Annotated in this window: 12 protein-coding genes and 3 rRNA genes; 2 read left to right on the top strand and 13 right to left on the bottom strand. The window is 66.6% G+C overall.

The genetic code is table 11. The features are described 5' to 3' along the window. Positions 1-97: 97 nt before the first annotated feature. The 11 genes from J2N69_RS21045 to J2N69_RS20995 form a co-directional block, all read right to left on the bottom strand. Positions 98-1,141, bottom strand: coding sequence for a lysophospholipid acyltransferase family protein (locus tag J2N69_RS21045; RefSeq protein WP_230902155.1), 1,044 nt, complete (start codon positions 1,139-1,141; stop codon positions 98-100). A gap of 14 nt (positions 1,142-1,155) precedes the next feature. Next, positions 1,156-2,205, bottom strand: coding sequence for an NAD-dependent epimerase/dehydratase family protein (locus J2N69_RS21040; protein ID WP_230902154.1), 1,050 nt, complete (start codon positions 2,203-2,205; stop codon positions 1,156-1,158). 234 nt (positions 2,206-2,439) lie between these two features. Next, positions 2,440-2,538 carry a 30S ribosomal protein bS22 gene (locus J2N69_RS21035; RefSeq protein ID WP_003948845.1) on the bottom strand — a complete coding sequence of 33 codons (99 nt, stop codon included), beginning with the start codon at positions 2,536-2,538 and terminating at the stop codon, positions 2,440-2,442. Between the two features lie 158 nt (positions 2,539-2,696). Then, positions 2,697-2,906: a helix-turn-helix domain-containing protein gene (locus tag J2N69_RS21030; protein WP_157996488.1), complete on the bottom strand. Its 210-nt coding sequence runs from the start codon at positions 2,904-2,906 to the stop codon at positions 2,697-2,699. Positions 2,907-3,038: 132 nt separating this feature from the next. Next, entirely contained in the window at positions 3,039-3,854 is an 816-nt protein-coding gene (locus J2N69_RS21025) for a phosphatase (RefSeq protein WP_127909247.1), read from the bottom strand. Positions 3,855-3,974: 120 nt separating this feature from the next. Continuing rightward, complete coding sequence (locus J2N69_RS21020) at positions 3,975-5,150, bottom strand: acetoin utilization protein AcuC (RefSeq protein ID WP_230902153.1); 1,176 nt, start codon at positions 5,148-5,150, stop codon at positions 3,975-3,977. Further along, complete coding sequence (locus tag J2N69_RS21015; RefSeq protein WP_230902152.1) at positions 5,101-5,382, bottom strand: DUF3159 domain-containing protein; 282 nt, start codon at positions 5,380-5,382, stop codon at positions 5,101-5,103. The genes J2N69_RS21020 and J2N69_RS21015 overlap by 50 nt, the downstream gene beginning before the upstream one ends. A gap of 208 nt (positions 5,383-5,590) precedes the next feature. Beyond that, positions 5,591-6,235 (bottom strand): HAD family hydrolase, encoded by a 645-nt coding sequence (locus J2N69_RS21010; protein ID WP_230902151.1) that lies wholly within the window; start codon positions 6,233-6,235, stop codon positions 5,591-5,593. A gap of 87 nt (positions 6,236-6,322) precedes the next feature. Continuing rightward, positions 6,323-6,439: ribosomal RNA gene (gene rrf / locus J2N69_RS21005) — 5S ribosomal RNA — on the bottom strand. Positions 6,440-6,526: 87 nt separating this feature from the next. Beyond that, positions 6,527-9,651 (bottom strand): 23S ribosomal RNA (locus tag J2N69_RS21000). Between the two features lie 310 nt (positions 9,652-9,961). Beyond that, positions 9,962-11,487, bottom strand: a 16S ribosomal RNA gene (locus J2N69_RS20995). The 16S, 23S and 5S rRNA genes sit together here, the layout of an rRNA operon. Before the next feature lie 894 nt (positions 11,488-12,381). Here J2N69_RS20995 and trpS point away from each other — a divergent pair. Continuing rightward, complete coding sequence (trpS, locus tag J2N69_RS20990; protein WP_230902150.1) at positions 12,382-13,425, top strand: tryptophan--tRNA ligase; 1,044 nt, start codon at positions 12,382-12,384, stop codon at positions 13,423-13,425. 199 nt (positions 13,426-13,624) lie between these two features. On the opposite strand, the gene proC is transcribed toward trpS, so the two are convergent. Together proC and J2N69_RS20980 are read right to left on the bottom strand one after the other, a co-directional pair. Further along, positions 13,625-14,449: a pyrroline-5-carboxylate reductase gene (gene proC, locus J2N69_RS20985; RefSeq protein ID WP_230902149.1), complete on the bottom strand. Its 825-nt coding sequence runs from the start codon at positions 14,447-14,449 to the stop codon at positions 13,625-13,627. 351 nt (positions 14,450-14,800) lie between these two features. Further along, complete coding sequence (locus J2N69_RS20980) at positions 14,801-15,283, bottom strand: EamA/RhaT family transporter (protein ID WP_230902148.1); 483 nt, start codon at positions 15,281-15,283, stop codon at positions 14,801-14,803. Positions 15,284-15,465: 182 nt separating this feature from the next. Here J2N69_RS20980 and J2N69_RS20975 point away from each other — a divergent pair, with 182 nt between their 5' ends. After that, entirely contained in the window at positions 15,466-17,775 is a 2,310-nt protein-coding gene (locus J2N69_RS20975) for a protein kinase domain-containing protein (protein ID WP_230902147.1), read from the top strand. The last annotated feature ends 9 nt before the right edge of the window (positions 17,776-17,784 follow it).

The raw sequence follows: 17,784 nt of genomic DNA, 5'->3' as shown, positions 1-17,784 counted from the left end.
CGCCAGTACGTGATCGGGGGCGCCCTCCACCCAGGGGGGCGCCCCCGATCACGTACGCGCGTATGCGCCTACGGAAAGGAACCGGCGGAACCGGCGCTCAGAAGAACACCGACCGCCGCTGGACCAGCAGCTTGTACAGCGTGTGCTGGATCTGCTCGCGCACCTGGTCCGTCAGGTTGAACATCAGCATCGGGTCCTCCGCCGCCTCCGGCGGGTAGCCGTCCGTCGGGATCGGCTCGCCGAACTGGATCGTCCACTTCGTCGGCAACGGCACCGCGCCCAGCGGGCCCAGCCACGGGAATGTGGGTGTGATCGGGAAGTACGGGAACCCCAGCACCCGCGCCAGCGTCTTGGCGTTGCCGATCATCGGGTAGATCTCCTCCGCCCCGACGATCGAGCACGGCACGATCGGGGTGCCCGTGCGCAGCGCCGTCGAGACGAAGCCGCCGCGGCCGAACCGCTGGAGCTTGTAGCGCTCGCTGAACGGCTTGCCGATGCCCTTGAAGCCCTCCGGCATCACCCCGACCAGCTCGCCCCGCTCCAGGAGCCGCTCCGCGTCCTCCGCGCACGCGAGCGTGTGCCCGGCCTTGCGGGCCAGTTCGTTGATGACCGGCAGCATGAAGACGAGGTCGGCGGCGAGCAGGCGCAGGTGCCGGCCCCGCGGGTGGTGGTCGTGCACCGCCACCTGCATCATCAGGCCGTCCAGCGGCAGCGTCCCGGAGTGGTTGGCGACGATCAGCGCACCGCCCTCGGCGGGGATGTTCTCGACGCCCTTCACCTCCACCCGGAAGTACTTCTCGTAGAACGGGCGGAGCAGCGACATCAGGACCTGGTCGGTGAGTTCCTCGTCGTAGCCGAAGTCGTCGACCTCGTACTCACCGGTGAGCCGGCGCCGCAGGAAGGCGAGGCCGCCCGCGATGCGCCGGTCCCAGCCGCCGCCACGCGCCTCCCGCGCCCGGTCCTCGGGTTCCGGGCGCGGGGGCGGCGGCTCCTCGGCGGCCTGCTGGGCCGGGAGCGTCTTGACCTCCGTCACGGCCACGGGATCGCCCGGGCGCCGCGGCGCGGCCCTGCGGCGCGGCGTGCGCTGCGCACCCCCGCGTGAACGGTCGTCGTCGAACGGAATGACCTTGGCGTCCGCCATCGTTGACGCTCTCCTCAGTTGGCGCATCGGTTGCCGCCCGCGAAGGGCAGCGCGGCGATCCGGTCGACTGCCCCGGCGAGGGCAGCGGGCGGCAGCAGTCCGGGACCACGGCTGCGTACGAAGTCCGCGAAGGTCTCCGCGGTCGTGTACTTCGGCCTGAACCCCAGAGTCTCGCGCATCTGCCGGGTGGCCACGACCCTGCCGTGCGTGAGCAGGCGGATCTGCTCCGGCGAGAAGTCCGTCGCGCCGAGCGTGCGCAGCGCCGACCCGACCCAGGTGACGGCCGGCAGGAGCACCGGCACGGTCGGCCGGCCGAGCCGCCGCGAGCACTGCGAGAGCAGCAGCTGGCCGTCGCCCGCGATGTTGAACGTGCCGCTGTTGAGCGTGCCGCGCCGCGGTTCGTGCGAGCCCAGGCGCAGCACCTCGACGGCGTCGTCCTCGTGGACGAACTGCAGGCGCGGGTCATAGCCGAAGACGGTCGGCAGGACCGGCAGCGAGAAATACTCGGCGAGCGGCGACTCCGCGTCGGGCCCCAGGATGTTCGCGAAGCGCAGCACGCAGACCGCGACGTCGGGCCGGCGCCGCGCGAAGCCCCGCACATAGCCCTCGACCTCGACGATGTCCTTGGCGAAGCCGCCGCTGGGCAGGGACTTGGGCGGCGTCGTCTCGGTGAAGACCGCCGGGTCCTTGGGCGCGGAGCCGTACACGCTCGTACTGGACTTCACCACGAGCCGCTTGACCGTCGGCGACTTCTGGCAGGCACCGAGCAGCTGCATGGTCCCGATGACGTTGGTCTCCTTGACCGAGCCCCTGCCGCCCCGGCCGAGCGCGGTGGCCGTGACGTCCATGTGGACGACCGTGTCCACATCGAACTCGGCGAGCACCTTGGCGATCGCGGGCTGCCGGATGTCGGCCTGGACGAAGTCGGCGCCGCCCAGATGGTGCTCGGGCGGGACCGCGTCGACGGCGATCACCCGTTCGACTTCGGGGTCGCGCTGAATCCGCCGGACGAACCGTCCGCCCAGCTGCCGGGCCACTCCGGTCACGAGCACGACCTTGCCCAAGATCAGCGCCTGCCTTTCCCCAACCTCGCCGCACACGTGGACTGTGTCCCGGCCCACGCTAGCGGGTCGGTGTCGCGCTGTGAGGACCGCGCGCTGCGTGAAGTGACGACGGACACAGGGCTACGTACGGACCAACCGCCCGTGTCTCAAGTACCGCGCGGAGGAGCCCCCGAACATGCCGAAGCCCTCCCACCGGTGGTGGGAGGGCTTCGAAACCCGCTGTGCAGCGATCGCCTACTTCTTGTTGCGACGCTGAACGCGAGTGCGCTTCAGCAGCTTGCGGTGCTTCTTCTTGGCCATCCGCTTACGACGCTTCTTGATAACAGAGCCCACGACTACCCTCGCTCACTTCTCTTCACTCGGTGCGGGGCAGCAGACTGGGCCCACACGACCTACGTCGGCCTAGCCTACCCGCCTCCGCGTGAGGGACGTAATCGAGGGCCAAAGGATCTCGCGGGACCCCTGCGGCGAGGGGCCCGCGAGTCCGTCGCTCAGCCTGCCTCGACCCCCACATAGGACTCGCGGAGGTACTCGTGAACCGCCTGCTCGGGCACCCGGAAGGACCTTCCGACCCGAATGGCGGGCAGATGACCGCTGTGCACCAAGCGGTACACGGTCATCTTGGACACTCGCATCACCGAGGCGACTTCCGCCACGGTCAGGAACTGAACCTCGTTCAGCGGCCTCTGGTTATCAGCCATGACACCCCACCTGAACCTTCCGCACATGACGGGCACCGGCTTCCCCTTCCGGTGACTCTTCGTCGCTGCGCGCTCACTCCCCAGACTAGGGGCGGATGATGCGAGTGGGGAAGAGGAGCAGCCATCGGCCGCCTACTGTGACAGACACGCTCGATTGAGTACATAGCGAGTAAGCGGCCGGTAGTAATCAGACCGCACGGCGTCATCAAGCGGAACGACGACGGACACCCGTCCCTCGGCTTCTCCGACGAACAGCGCGGGATCGTCCGTATCCGCCAGACCGATGGCCTCGAACCCCAGCTGACCTGCTCCGCAGACCCATCCGTGGTCCCCGACGACGAGTTCGGGAAGGGGCCCGCCGGCCTGTGCCGCGGCCCCCAGGACGGCCCGAACGGGGAGCGGCGAGTGGGTGTGTGCGCCGGTCTCACTCCCGGTGGAACGCACGCCGGGTTCGCGCACCAGCGCGACTCCTTGTACGTAGTCAAGGTTGTACGTGCGTAGGCCGAACCGGGTCGTTATGTCGACACTGCGACCCTGCGCGGGGGTGAGGACGGTGCATCCGGCCGCCGACAAGGCGTCCGCCAACGCGGCGTAGAACCCCAGCAGTCGGTGCGGGTGGCCGGTCCCGAAGAGTACGGGAAGCCGCCTCCGCGCCGCCTCCGCGAGCCGCGCCGCGAACGCGTCGAGCGCCCTCAGCGTCCGCTCCGGATCGATGACGTCGGTCCCCGTGGTGTGCCGGGGGTCGGCGGACACCCCGCACTTGTCGGCCATCAGCCGCAACAGGTCCGCGGGGCCCCAGCTCCACTCGGGGTCGAGCCCCAGCAGCATCCGGGGGTCCCGGGCCGCGAAGAGCCGATAACTGCGCAGGCTGCTCTCCCTGGACGTGGCCACGGGCCCGGCCAGCCGAGCCGCCAACAGGTGGGCACGCAGAGCGCCGGTGGTCAACACAGGGCGATCGTGGCGCATTTCATCCGCGGCCTCCCCGAAAACCCGAAAAACAACGCACAGTTGGCCTAACTGCTCGTATCCTCCGGAGCCAGGTGAGCCGAGGTCAGGGCATGCCCGAGGTCAGGGCAGCAGCCCGCGCAGCGGGAAAGCCGCCCGCCGGGCCGCGAGCACCGCCTGGTCGAGCCGGTCGGCCGGGTCGTACCCCGCCTCCCACTCCCGCCAGTCCACGGGCCACCGCCCGTCCGTCATCCGCCCGGGCGCCAACTGCCGCGTACGGGCGAACACTTCCTGCCGCCAGGCCTCCGGGACCACCGCCGCCGGCTCCACGGGCCGCCCCGCGGCGATGGCGACCAGATGCGTCCAGGACCGCGGCACCACGTCCACGACGGCGTATCCCCCGCCCCCCAGAGCGACCCACCGCCCGTCGGCGTACTCGTGCGCCAGCTCGTGGCAGGCGACCTGCACCGCCCGCTGCGCGTCCAGCGAGACCGCGAGATGCGCGAGGGGGTCCTCGAAGTGCGTGTCGGCCCCGTGCTGCGTCACGAGCACCTGCGGCCGGAACTGGGCGAGCAGTTCGGGCACCACGGCGTGGAAGGCCCGCAGCCACCCCGCGTCACCCGTCCCGGCCGGCAGCGCCACATTGGCGGCGGACCCCTCGGCCGCGCCCGCCGCGCCGGTCTCCTCGGGCCACCCGGTCTGCGGGAAGAGCGTCCGCGGGTGTTCGTGCAGCGAGATCGTGAGAACCCGCGGGTCCTCCCAGAACGCGGCCTGCACCCCGTCCCCGTGATGCACGTCGACGTCCACATACGCGACGCGCTCGGCGCCCAGCTCCAGGAGCCGCGCGATCGCCAGCGCCGCGTCGTTGTAGACGCAGAACCCGGAGGCGCCGCCGGGCATGGCATGGTGCAGCCCGCCCGAGAAGTTCACCGCGTGCAGGGCCTCACCGCGCCACACCGCCTCGGCGGCCCCCACGGACTGCCCGGCGATCAGCGCCGACACCTCGTGCATCCCCGCGAACGCCGGGTCGTCCTCGGTGCCGAGGCCGTACTCCCCTCGCGCGGACGCCGGATCGAGGGAGGCCGCCTTGACCGCCGCCACGTAGTCCTCGCGGTGCACGAGCCGCAGCGTCGAGTCCCCTGCGCGCTTGGCCGCCACCACGTCCAGCTCCTCGTCGAGCCCGAAGGCACCGACGAGACTTCGGGTCAGCGCGAGCCTGACCGGGTCCATGGGGTGCCCCGGGCCGAAGTCATAGCCCGTGACTGCCTCGTCCCACATCAACTGTGCGCGGCCGCTCATGCCCGTCACCGTATCGGTCCGCTCCCGGGGCGAAGGAACGGGCGTACGACAAGGTCGCCCCGACCATCTTCTCCATGGGCCCGATGACCAGCGCCCCGCTGACGAAGATCGTGAGCGTGAAGGTGACGGTCGCGATCACCCCACCCGCCCACACCATGGTGTCCACCGACAGCGTGTACGCCCCCACGACCCTCAGCATCGCCTCCGCGAACAGCGCCCCGCCCCACATCACCGAATACTTCCGCTCCAGCCGCGCGAACCGCCCGCGCCCGGCACTCAGCCGCTCCCAGGCCGCGAGCCGGGTCGGGTTCCTCCGTCGAAGCTGCGTACGTCCCGTGCTCTCGCGACACCCACAGCTTCGCCGCCGGCCCCCGTACACCGACAGAAACGATTGTCCGGACCTGACCGTGACAGATGTCAGCCCCGGTGACCGCCCCCGGTCACGCCAACAAGGACGGCAACTCCTTCAGGTCCCCGAAGAGTTGGGTGGCCCCCGAAAGCCGTTCGGCGGGCGTCATCGCGGTGAACCCGTAGACGTCCATTCCCGCCGCCACAGCGGCCTGCACCCCGAGCGGACTGTCCTCCACGACCACACACCTCCCGGGCGCCACACCCATCCGCTTTGCCGCGTGGAGAAAGAGATCGGGCGCCGGCTTCCCCCGCCCCACATCCTGCGAGCTGAAGACCCGCTTCTCGTCGAACCATTTGTCGAGCCCCGCCGCGCGATGCCCGACCCGAATCCGCTCATGACTCCCGGAAGAGGCGAGACAGTACGCAACCCCGTCCGCCGCGAGTTCCTCAAGCACCTCGGCGGCTCCCGTGACAGGCTTCAGCTCACGCTCGAAGGCGGAGAACACCCGCGCGTGAAAGACCTCGTCGAAGTCCACGGGGAGCCGCTGCCCACTCCGCTCCCACACCAGATCGTGTACGCGATGGAGGGCGCCGCCCATGTAATCGCGCAGCGAGTCCTCGTACGAGGTGGGGTGCCCGAGCTCGGTCAGATAGCCGGCGAGGAGCTTGTTGGAGATCGGCTCACTGTCCACGAGGACGCCGTCATTGTCGAAGATGACCAGGTCGTATCGCATATCCCCAAGTGTTCCCCATCTCCGCTTCCCTCCGGAACGCAGAAAACCCCCGCACCATAAGGTGCGGGGGTTTCCCATTCAAAATTAGTTCGGCGGCGTCCTACTCTCCCACAGGGTCCCCCCTGCAGTACCATCGGCGCTGTGAGGCTTAGCTTCCGGGTTCGGAATGTAACCGGGCGTTTCCCTCACGCTATGACCACCGAAACGCTATGAAACTGTCAACCGCACCATGCGTGACCTTGCATGGGGTTGTTCGTGGTTTCAGAACCAACACAGTGGACGCGAGCAACTGAGGACAAGCCCTCGGCCTATTAGTACCAGTCACCTCCACCCGTTACCGGGCTTCCAGATCTGGCCTATCAACCCAGTCGTCTACTGGGAGCCTTAACCCCTCAAAGGGGGTGGGAATACTCATCTCGAAGCAGGCTTCCCGCTTAGATGCTTTCAGCGGTTATCCTTTCCGAACGTAGCCAACCAGCCATGCCCTTGGCAGGACAACTGGCACACCAGAGGTTCGTCCGTCCCGGTCCTCTCGTACTAGGGACAGCCCTTCTCAATATTCCTACGCGCACAGAGGATAGGGACCGAACTGTCTCACGACGTTCTAAACCCAGCTCGCGTACCGCTTTAATGGGCGAACAGCCCAACCCTTGGGACCGACTCCAGCCCCAGGATGCGACGAGCCGACATCGAGGTGCCAAACCATCCCGTCGATATGGACTCTTGGGGAAGATCAGCCTGTTATCCCCGGGGTACCTTTTATCCGTTGAGCGACGGCGCTTCCACAAGCCACCGCCGGATCACTAGTCCCGACTTTCGTCCCTGCTCGACCCGTCGGTCTCACAGTCAAGCTCCCTTGTGCACTTACACTCAACACCTGATTACCAACCAGGCTGAGGGAACCTTTGGGCGCCTCCGTTACTCTTTGGGAGGCAACCGCCCCAGTTAAACTACCCATCAGACACTGTCCCTGATCCGGATCACGGACCGAGGTTAGACATCCAGCACGACCAGAGTGGTATTTCAACGGCGACTCCACACACACTGGCGTGCATGCTTCACAGTCTCCCACCTATCCTACACAAGCCGAACCGAACACCAATATCAAACTGTAGTAAAGGTCCCGGGGTCTTTCCGTCCTTCTGCGCGAAACGAGCATCTTTACTCGTAGTGCAATTTCACCGGGCCTATGGTTGAGACAGTCGAGAAGTCGTTACGCCATTCGTGCAGGTCGGAACTTACCCGACAAGGAATTTCGCTACCTTAGGATGGTTATAGTTACCACCGCCGTTTACTGGCGCTTAAGTTCTCAGCTTCGCACACCCGAAAGTGCACTAACCGGTCCCCTTAACGTTCCAGCACCGGGCAGGCGTCAGTCCGTATACATCGCCTTACGGCTTCGCACGGACCTGTGTTTTTAGTAAACAGTCGCTTCTCGCTGGTCTCTGCGGCCACCCCCAGCTCAGACAGTAAATGTCATCACCGGTGATGGCCCCCCTTCTCCCGAAGTTACGGGGGCATTTTGCCGAGTTCCTTAACCATAGTTCTCCCGAACGCCTCGGTATTCTCTACCTGACCACCTGAGTCGGTTTAGGGTACGGGCCGCCATGAAACTCGCTAGAGGCTTTTCTCGACAGCATAGGATCATCCACTTCACCACAATCGGCTCGGCATCAGGTCTCAGCCTTATGTGCGACGGATTTACCTACCGCACGGCCTACACCCTTACCCCGGGACAACCACCGCCCGGGCTGGACTACCTTCCTGCGTCACCCCATCACTCACCTACTACAAGTCTGGTCCGTCGGCTCCACCACTCCCCTCAACTCCGAAGAGATCGGGGCGGCTTCACGGACTTAGCATCGCCTGATTCGATGTTTGACGCTTCACAGCGGGTACCGGAATATCAACCGGTTATCCATCGACTACGCCTGTCGGCCTCGCCTTAGGTCCCGACTTACCCTGGGCAGATCAGCTTGACCCAGGAACCCTTAGTCAATCGGCGCACACGTTTCTCACGTATGTATCGCTACTCATGCCTGCATTCTCACTCGTGAACCGTCCACCACTGCCTTCCGGCGCAGCTTCACCCGGCACACGACGCTCCCCTACCCATCCCAGCCCCCGTTGGGGGTATATGCTGGAATGACACGACTTCGGCGGTACGCTTGAGCCCCGCTACATTGTCGGCGCGGAATCACTAGACCAGTGAGCTATTACGCACTCTTTCAAGGGTGGCTGCTTCTAAGCCAACCTCCTGGTTGTCTGTGCGACTCCACATCCTTTCCCACTTAGCGTACGCTTAGGGGCCTTAGTCGATGCTCTGGGCTGTTTCCCTCTCGACCATGGAGCTTATCCCCCACAGTCTCACTGCCGCGCTCTCACTTACCGGCATTCGGAGTTTGGCTAAGGTCAGTAACCCGGTAGGGCCCATCGCCTATCCAGTGCTCTACCTCCGGCAAGAAACACACGACGCTGCACCTAAATGCATTTCGGGGAGAACCAGCTATCACGGAGTTTGATTGGCCTTTCACCCCTAACCACAGGTCATCCCCCAGGTTTTCAACCCTGGTGGGTTCGGTCCTCCACGACCTCTTACAGCCGCTTCAACCTGCCCATGGCTAGATCACTCCGCTTCGGGTCTTGAGCGCGCTACTATATCGCCCTATTCGGACTCGCTTTCGCTACGGCTTCCCCACACGGGTTAACCTCGCAACACACCGCAAACTCGCAGGCTCATTCTTCAAAAGGCACGCAGTCACGAGACACCAAGCAAGCTTGATGTCCGACGCTCCCACGGCTTGTAGGCACACGGTTTCAGGTACTATTTCACTCCGCTCCCGCGGTACTTTTCACCATTCCCTCACGGTACTATCCGCTATCGGTCACCAGGGAATATTTAGGCTTAACGGGTGGTCCCGCCAGATTCACACGGGATTTCTCGGGCCCCGTGCTACTTGGGTGTCTCTCAAACGAGCCGCTGATGTTTCGACTACGGGGGTCTTACCCTCTACGCCGGACCTTTCGCATGTCCTTCGCCTACATCAACGGTTTCTGACTCGTCTCACAGCCGGCAGACTGTGAAAGAGAGATCCCACAACCCCGTATACGCAACCCCTGCCGGGTCTCACACGTATACGGTTTGGCCTCATCCGGTTTCGCTCGCCACTACTCCCGGAATCACGGTTGTTTTCTCTTCCTGCGGGTACTGAGATGTTTCACTTCCCCGCGTTCCCTCCACACTGCCTATGTGTTCAGCAGCGGGTGACAGCCCATGACGACTGCCGGGTTTCCCCATTCGGAAACCCCCGGATCAAAGCCTGGTTGACGACTCCCCGGGGACTATCGTGGCCTCCCACGTCCTTCATCGGTTCCTGGTGCCAAGGCATCCACCGTGCGCCCTTAAAAACTTGGCCACAGATGCTCGCGTCCACTGTGCAGTTCTCAAACAACGACCAACCACCCATCACAGCCCGCCGAAACGAACCTTCACTGGGGTCGGCATTGAGGTCAGGAACAAGCCCGTACCCTCAGATACCCAACAGCGTGCCCGACCAGCATCCGTCCGGAGATCGTGCTTTCCACACTCTTACGAGCAGTACTTGCAGCCTCCGGCCCGTGAACCGGCCGAGTAGTCAACGTTCCACCCATGAGCAACCAGCATCAGACATTCGCCGATGTACTGGCCTCTGAACCAAGCAAGCTTGGTTGAGAAGTGCTCCTTAGAAAGGAGGTGATCCAGCCGCACCTTCCGGTACGGCTACCTTGTTACGACTTCGTCCCAATCGCCAGTCCCACCTTCGACAGCTCCCTCCCACAAGGGGTTGGGCCACCGGCTTCGGGTGTTACCGACTTTCGTGACGTGACGGGCGGTGTGTACAAGGCCCGGGAACGTATTCACCGCAGCAATGCTGATCTGCGATTACTAGCGACTCCGACTTCATGGGGTCGAGTTGCAGACCCCAATCCGAACTGAGACCGGCTTTTTGAGATTCGCTCCACCTCGCGGTATCGCAGCTCATTGTACCGGCCATTGTAGCACGTGTGCAGCCCAAGACATAAGGGGCATGATGACTTGACGTCGTCCCCACCTTCCTCCGAGTTGACCCCGGCGGTCTCCCGTGAGTCCCCAACACCCCGAAGGGCTTGCTGGCAACACGGGACAAGGGTTGCGCTCGTTGCGGGACTTAACCCAACATCTCACGACACGAGCTGACGACAGCCATGCACCACCTGTACACCGACCACAAGGGGGGCACCATCTCTGATGCTTTCCGGTGTATGTCAAGCCTTGGTAAGGTTCTTCGCGTTGCGTCGAATTAAGCCACATGCTCCGCCGCTTGTGCGGGCCCCCGTCAATTCCTTTGAGTTTTAGCCTTGCGGCCGTACTCCCCAGGCGGGGAACTTAATGCGTTAGCTGCGGCACGGACGACGTGGAATGTCGCCCACACCTAGTTCCCACCGTTTACGGCGTGGACTACCAGGGTATCTAATCCTGTTCGCTCCCCACGCTTTCGCTCCTCAGCGTCAGTATCGGCCCAGAGATCCGCCTTCGCCACCGGTGTTCCTCCTGATATCTGCGCATTTCACCGCTACACCAGGAATTCCGATCTCCCCTACCGAACTCTAGCCTGCCCGTATCGACTGCAGACCCGGGGTTAAGCCCCGGGCTTTCACAACCGACGTGACAAGCCGCCTACGAGCTCTTTACGCCCAATAATTCCGGACAACGCTTGCGCCCTACGTATTACCGCGGCTGCTGGCACGTAGTTAGCCGGCGCTTCTTCTGCAGGTACCGTCACTTTCGCTTCTTCCCTGCTGAAAGAGGTTTACAACCCGAAGGCCGTCATCCCTCACGCGGCGTCGCTGCATCAGGCTTTCGCCCATTGTGCAATATTCCCCACTGCTGCCTCCCGTAGGAGTCTGGGCCGTGTCTCAGTCCCAGTGTGGCCGGTCGCCCTCTCAGGCCGGCTACCCGTCGTCGCCTTGGTGAGCTTCTACCTCACCAACAAGCTGATAGGCCGCGGGCTCATCCTGCACCGCCGGAGCTTTTAACCCACTCAGATGCCTGAGCGGGTGTTATCCGGTATTAGACCCCGTTTCCAGGGCTTGTCCCAGAGTGCAGGGCAGATTGCCCACGTGTTACTCACCCGTTCGCCACTAATCCCCACCGAAGTGGTTCATCGTTCGACTTGCATGTGTTAAGCACGCCGCCAGCGTTCGTCCTGAGCCAGGATCAAACTCTCCGTGAATGTTTTCCCGTAATCGGGATGAACACCACGAGAGCGGAACCAAGGAGAGGAATAATCTCCCGGTTCACAGCGTCCTCGCTGTGTCGCCTGCACGAACATATGCCGTACAGGACTTTTTCAAAGGAACCTCAACCCGATCGGAACCGATCAGGTCGGGGTATCAACATATCTGGCGTTGACTTTTGGCACGCTGTTGAGTTCTCAAGGAACGGACGCTTCCTTTGTACTCACCCTTGCGGGCTTTCCTCCGGGCGCTTCCCTTCGGTGTTTCTTTTGTTCTTGCGTTTCCGACTCTATCAGACTCTTTCGTGTCCGACTTCCTCGGCGCCTTTCCGGTTCCCGCTCCGGCCTTTCGGCTTTCGCGTTTCCCTTTCCGGCGGTTCCGACTCTATCAGATCCTTTCGGGCCTGATTCCCAGTCAGCGGGGCTTGTCTTCGCGGCTGTTGGGCCGTTCCGACGAGTGAGACTTTAGCGGAATCCTGGCTCCCGACCTAATCGGGGGCGCCCTTTCGAACGCGGATTCCTCATTTCGCAAATACGCATGAAAACGAATCGAAGGCGGGTCCCGTGCGGGCACACGACGTCGATCGCTTGATGGTTCTTGCGGAATGGCTGCCCGGGGACCGACCAGGTGGTCGACGCTCACGTCGGGCAACTCGGAGAACACTACGTACGGCCACCAGGTGTGTCAACTCCCTGCCAGGGGGTCCCTCGAGGAGTACCCTCAGCGGCATGACAACGCATGCGTGCACCCAGCTGTGGTGGGCCGCCTGAAGGCGGCCGTACATACGCATGTACCCAACGGCCGCCGCCCAGGCGGCCGTTCTTGTTTCTCCCCCTGGAGGACCCGGAGCCCGGTCGTCGGGCCGGCGGTCCCGAGCAGGAGGCGGAGAGATGACGAGGATCTTCAGTGGGATCAAGCCGACGGGGCACCTGACCCTGGGGAACTACCTGGGAGCCATCCGGCAGTGGGCCGAGGTCGACCAGCACCGCGCGGAGTCGCTGTTCAGCATCGTCGATCTGCACGCGCTGACCGTGGACCACGATCCCGGCCGGGTGCGCAGGCTCAGCAGGCAGGCGGCGACGCTGCTGCTCGCGTCGGGGATCGACCCCGGGCTGGCCACCGTCTTCGTACAGAGTCACGTGGACGAGCACGCCCGGCTCTCGTATCTGTTGGAGTGCGTCGCCACGGACGGCGAGATGCGGCGCATGATCCAGTACAAGGAGAAGTCCGCCCGCGAGCGGGCGCGCGGTGGCAGCGTGCGGCTGTCGCTGCTCACCTATCCCGCGCTGATGGCGGCGGACATCCTGGCGTACGGAGCCGATGAGGTGCCGGTCGGGGACGACCAGACGCAGCACGTCGAACTCACGCGAGGTCTGGCGGTGCGGTTCAACCAGCGGTACGGACAGACGTTCGTCGTGCCCCGTGCCACTCCGCCCAAGGTGGCGGCGCGGGTCATGGACCTCCAGGACCCGACGTCGAAGATGGGCAAGTCCCACGAGGCGGGCGGCGGCATCGTCTATCTGCTGGACGAGCCGGAGGTCGTACGGAAGAAGATCATGCGGGCGGTCACCGACAGCGGGAGCGAGGTCGTGTACGACCGGGCTGCCAAGCCCGGGGTCTCGAACCTGCTGGAGATCCTCGCGGCCTGCCGAGGTGGGAAGCCGGAAGCCCTGAGCGGTGCGTACGAGTCGTACGGCGCACTGAAATCCGACACCGCCGATGCCGTGGTGGAGCTGCTCAGGCCCGTACAGGAGCGGCACAAGGAACTGATGGCGGAGCCCGCGTATGTAGAGGAGGTGTTGCGGCGTGGAGCGGAGCGGGCCAGGGCGATGGCCAAGCCGACGGTGGACGGCGCCTATCGGGCGATCGGTCTGCTCCCGCCGACGAACGGCGACGCGCGGCAGGAGCGGGTGCTGGTGGTCAGGACCGTGTGAAGGGATCAGGCCGTGACGGCCCGTGGTCGCCCGACGGGCCGAGGGGACGTGGGGGTATGTGCGCGCGGAGCACAGGGGAACCCCGTGACGGAGCCGATCAGCACCCAGGCGCCGGCGCCAAGATGGCGAGCACGGACATACCCCCGCGGCCCCGCCCCACAGCCGGACCCCAGGCGCTCACGCTTCGCGGTGGGGTCAGTCAGTTGTTGTTGCCGGAGGCCAGTTCACGGCTGCGGTCGCGGGCGGCCTCCAGCGCGGCGATGAGCGCCGCCCGCACGCCGTGGTTCTCCAGTTCACGGATGGCGTTGATCGTCGTACCGGCGGGGGAGGTGACGTTCTCGCGGAGCTTCACCGGGTGTTCACCGCTGTCGCGGAGCATGACGGACGCGCCGACCGCCGCCTGGACGATCAGGTCGTGCGCCTTGTCGCGGGGCAGGCCGAGGAGGATGCCGGCGTCGGTCATGGCCTCGACGAGGAAGTAGAAGTACGCCGGCCCCGAGCCGGACAGCGCGGTGCAGGCGTCCTGCTGGGCCTCGGGGACGCGGAGCGTCTTGCCGACGGCGCCGAAGATCGCCTCGGCGTGGGCGAGCGCGTCCGCGGTGGCGTGGCTGCCTGCCGAGATGACGGACATGCCCTCGTCGACGAGGACGGGCGTGTTCGGCATGACGCGGACGACGGGGGTCCGCTCGGCCAGGCGCTCTTCGATGAAGGAGGTGGTGATGCCCGCGGCGGCGCTGATGACGAGGCGGTCGGCGGTGACGTGCGGGGCGAGTTCGTCGAGCAGGCTCGCCATGTCCTGCGGCTTGCAGGCGAGGATGAGGGTGTCGGCCTGCTTGGCGGCGTCGGCGTTGCTGACCGGGGTGACGCCGTAGCGGGCGCGGAGTTCGTCGGCGCGTTCCTGACGGCGGGTGGTGACGAGGAGGTCGGCCGGGGCCCAGCCGCCGCGGATCATGCCGCTGAGCAGGGCTTCACCGATCTTTCCGGTGCCGAGGACTGCGACTTTCTGGCTCGTGTTGCTGCTCATGTACGGGGGCCTCCGGGGTTGCGTCGTCCGGGTGCCATCCTCGCACTGGGGGGTCGCGGGCAACGGGGTTGTCCGGTGGGCGGACCTCCGTGCACACCGTGCGGCGGCGCAGGGCACATGTTGCCGTCATCCCGGCGAGGCCGCCCCCGCTTCCGCCTCCGCTTCCGCCAGAGCAGTCATGACGAGAGCGCGGATTGCGGGCGTGCGGGTTACGGACGCGGTGCCACCAGCAGGTTCACCACGTATGCCTCTTCCACGATCCCGTCGGGGCGGAGGCGGTCATGGCGGAAGTCCACTTCCGTCGTCTGCTCGCTCGTACGGTCGGCGGTGTGGCGCACACCGGGGGCTTGGTCAGGCCTTGCGCTTCTTCCGCGACGGGTTGCCCGTCCGGCGCGAGGCGCGCTTCGCGTACTGCTCGCGGGCCCTCTCGTACTCCTCGCGGTGGAGCTGTTCGCCCGGGGCCTCCGTCAGGGAGCGGAAGAAGTGGGCGAGGAGGACGCCGACGAAGCCGATGGTCAGCAGGCCCCGCATGGAGGCCTGGGACGCCGGGTCGTGGCGCTTGCTGAACCCTTCCCATGTGCGGCGGAAGGCGAGCGCGCTGCAGATCGCGAACATCACGACGACGAGGAGGTTGACGAAGGTGCCGACGTCGGCGATGGCCAGGCCCTCGTAGGCGAAGCGCAGTACGAAGCAGCCCGCGGCCGCCGCCAGGAGCGAGCCCACGGCGACGGCGGCGCGGCGGGCGCCGTAGCCGCCGTCGTGGGTGAGCCATGTCGTCCCGAAGAAGCGGATGGGCTCGGGCTGCGGGCCGGGGGTGGTGGGTTCTTCGCTCACCGTTTGATTATCGCCCGCGGGACGCCGTGCCTGACCGGACGCCCGCCCGGGAGGACAAGAGGCGGTACGGACGACACGAGGCGGCACGCCCTATTCGTCCCCCTCCTTGCCCTCCCCCGCCACCCGGCGGCTAGTTTGGGCGGCGTAAGACGTAACGGGGGATCGCGGGGGAGGTCGGGACAGTGTCACTCCGTGAAGGGGATCCGGAGGAGATCGGCGGTTATCCGCTGGAGGCGCGGCTCGGCTCGGGCGGCATGGGCACGGTCTTCCTGGCGCGCACCGCTTCGGGGCGCCCCGTGGCGATCAAGCTGATCCACCGGCAGTTCGCGGACGACGAGGAGTTCCGCATCCGCTTCCGGCAGGAGATCGCCGCCGCCCGCCGGGTGAGCGGCGCCTTCACCGCGGCTGTCATCGACGCCGACCCCGAGGCCGCGCATCCGTGGATGGCGACCACGTACATCGAGGGCGACACGCTCGCCCAGCGCATCGCCAAGGAGGGCCCGATCGGCGGTGCCGAGCTGCGCGCCCTGTCCATCGGTCTCACCGAGGCGCTGCGCGACATCCACCGCGTGGGGGTCGTGCACCGGGACCTCAAGCCGTCCAACGTGGTCCTCTCCCCCGAGGGGCCGCGCGTGATCGACTTCGGCATCTCGCGCGCGGCGGACCAGCAGACGCTGACGATGACCGGGCGGGTGATCGGCACGCCGCCGTTCATGTCGCCGGAGCAGTTGCAGGCGCCGCGTGGCGTCGGGCCGCGTTCGGACGTGTTCTCGCTCGGCACGCTGCTGGTCTACGCGGCGACGGGGCAGGGGCCCTTCGACGCGGACAGCCCCTACATGACGGCGTACCAGGTCGTGCACGAGCCGCCGTCGCTGGGCTCGGTCCCCGCCGCGCTGCGGGCGGTGGTCGAACCGTGCCTGGCCAAGGACGCGAAGGACCGGCCCTCGGCGGACGAACTGCTCGTACGGCTGCGGGATCTGCCCACCGATCTCGGCGGCGCTGCGGCGGCCGCGGGCGGCGCGCGGTGCACGCGTGAGACGGACACGCAGCATCATCTGGCCGGGCCGGACACCCCACCGCCGAGCACCTCCGCGCCCCCGGACGCCGCTCCCGGGACACCCGCGCACCCCGCCCCCTCCCCCGCAGACATCTCACCCGGCCACAAGAGCGAGGCCGCCGACGACCACACCCGCCGTCGGCCCCGCCGCCTCCGCCAGGTGCTCGCCGCCGCCGTCGCCGTCGTCGCGATCGGCGGCGGTGTCGCGCTGATGAACTCCGACGTCTCCGGCGAAGCGGGCGGCGGCCCCGGCAAGGGGGGCGAGGGTGGCCGCAACGTCGCGGCCACCGGGGCGCCCCTCCCGGACGGCTTCAAGCCGTGGCGCAAGACCGTGCCCGGCGGCCGCGCGGACATCCCGGACGAGCTGCGCTGCGCGGCGCGCGGCGACGCCCTGTTCTGCGGGGGCGGCGGTGTCGTCGCGACCCGCATCAGGGCCTCCGACGGTTCCCGCGTCTGGACGGAGAAGAGCCCCGGCGTCCCCGTGCAGGGCATGCACCTGGTGGGCGTCACCGACGACACGGTGCTCGGTTACCGCTTCGCGGCCGAGGACGCGCCGGGCGATCCGCAGACCGAGGTGGTGGCCGTCGACGCGGACAAGGGCACCGAGCTGTGGTCCACTCCGTCCGGCGCGCAGTCGACGGCCGTCACGGGCCGTACGCAGGACGCCGTGGTGCTGGGCTCCACCGTGGTGACGGTCGACGCGTCCAACGCGCGGTTCGAGGCCCGGCGGGCGCACACCGGGAAGGTGCTCTGGCGCCGGCCGTTCCCCGTGGGCGAGCAGTGCGCCCCCGTCCCTGCGGGCAAGCGGCTGTACGCGATGTGCGCGCGGGAGGCCGAACTGTCCGCGGGCGCGGTGCGCCACCCCGTCCTGCACGTCACCGACCTCGCCTCGGGAAGCCTGGGCCAGGCCATCCCGCTCAAGGGCCCCGTCCAGCCCGTCGGCACCGCCGACGACAGCCTCGTACTCCTCCACCAGCGGCACGACGGCCCGGCGATGCTCGGCTACGACCAGGTCGTGCGGGTGGACCGGGCCTCGCACGACGTCACGTACGCACGGCTGCCGAAGGTGTACGAGGGGACGCCCGGCATGGCCGGCGGCACCGTCTTCCTCAGTGGGCGGACGGGCCTCGTCACGGCGTTGGACCCGGCGACCGGCAGGAAGAAGTGGGCCCGGCAGACGGCCGTGGAGGGCGCGTCGGGGCCGGTCCAGGGCGACGACAAGGCGCTGTACTTCAGCTCGGCCAGTGGCCGGGTCGCCGTGCTCTCCCCGCACAAGGGCGAGCCCCTGCTGGCGACGGGGCCGCGGGCCGACGGCGTGGCGGGCGAGACGAACGCCGAGCCGCGTGTGGTGGTCGCGGGCCGCCTGGTCGTCGTGGCGGCCGCCAAGAACACCGTTTTCGCCTTCGACGTGACGAAGCCGCCGAAGTCCGGCTGAGAGGCCGGG

The sequence above is a fragment of the Streptomyces huasconensis genome, assembly GCF_021028635.1.
Lineage (GTDB): Bacteria > Actinomycetota > Actinomycetes > Streptomycetales > Streptomycetaceae > Streptomyces > Streptomyces huasconensis.
This window is presented reverse-complemented; position numbering and strand designations above follow the sequence as displayed.

Coding starts and splice junctions, on each gene's coding strand:
- proC (WP_230902149.1), bottom strand. CDS start 14,449: ATGAGCAGCAACACGAGCCAGAAAGTCGCAGTCCTCGGCACCGGAAAG.
- J2N69_RS21020 (WP_230902153.1), bottom strand. CDS start 5,150: ATGAGCGGCCGCGCACAGTTGATGTGGGACGAGGCAGTCACGGGCTAT.
- J2N69_RS21010 (WP_230902151.1), bottom strand. CDS start 6,235: ATGCGATACGACCTGGTCATCTTCGACAATGACGGCGTCCTCGTGGAC.
- J2N69_RS21030 (WP_157996488.1), bottom strand. CDS start 2,906: ATGGCTGATAACCAGAGGCCGCTGAACGAGGTTCAGTTCCTGACCGTG.
- trpS (WP_230902150.1), top strand. CDS start 12,382: ATGACGAGGATCTTCAGTGGGATCAAGCCGACGGGGCACCTGACCCTG.
- J2N69_RS21045 (WP_230902155.1), bottom strand. CDS start 1,141: ATGGCGGACGCCAAGGTCATTCCGTTCGACGACGACCGTTCACGCGGG.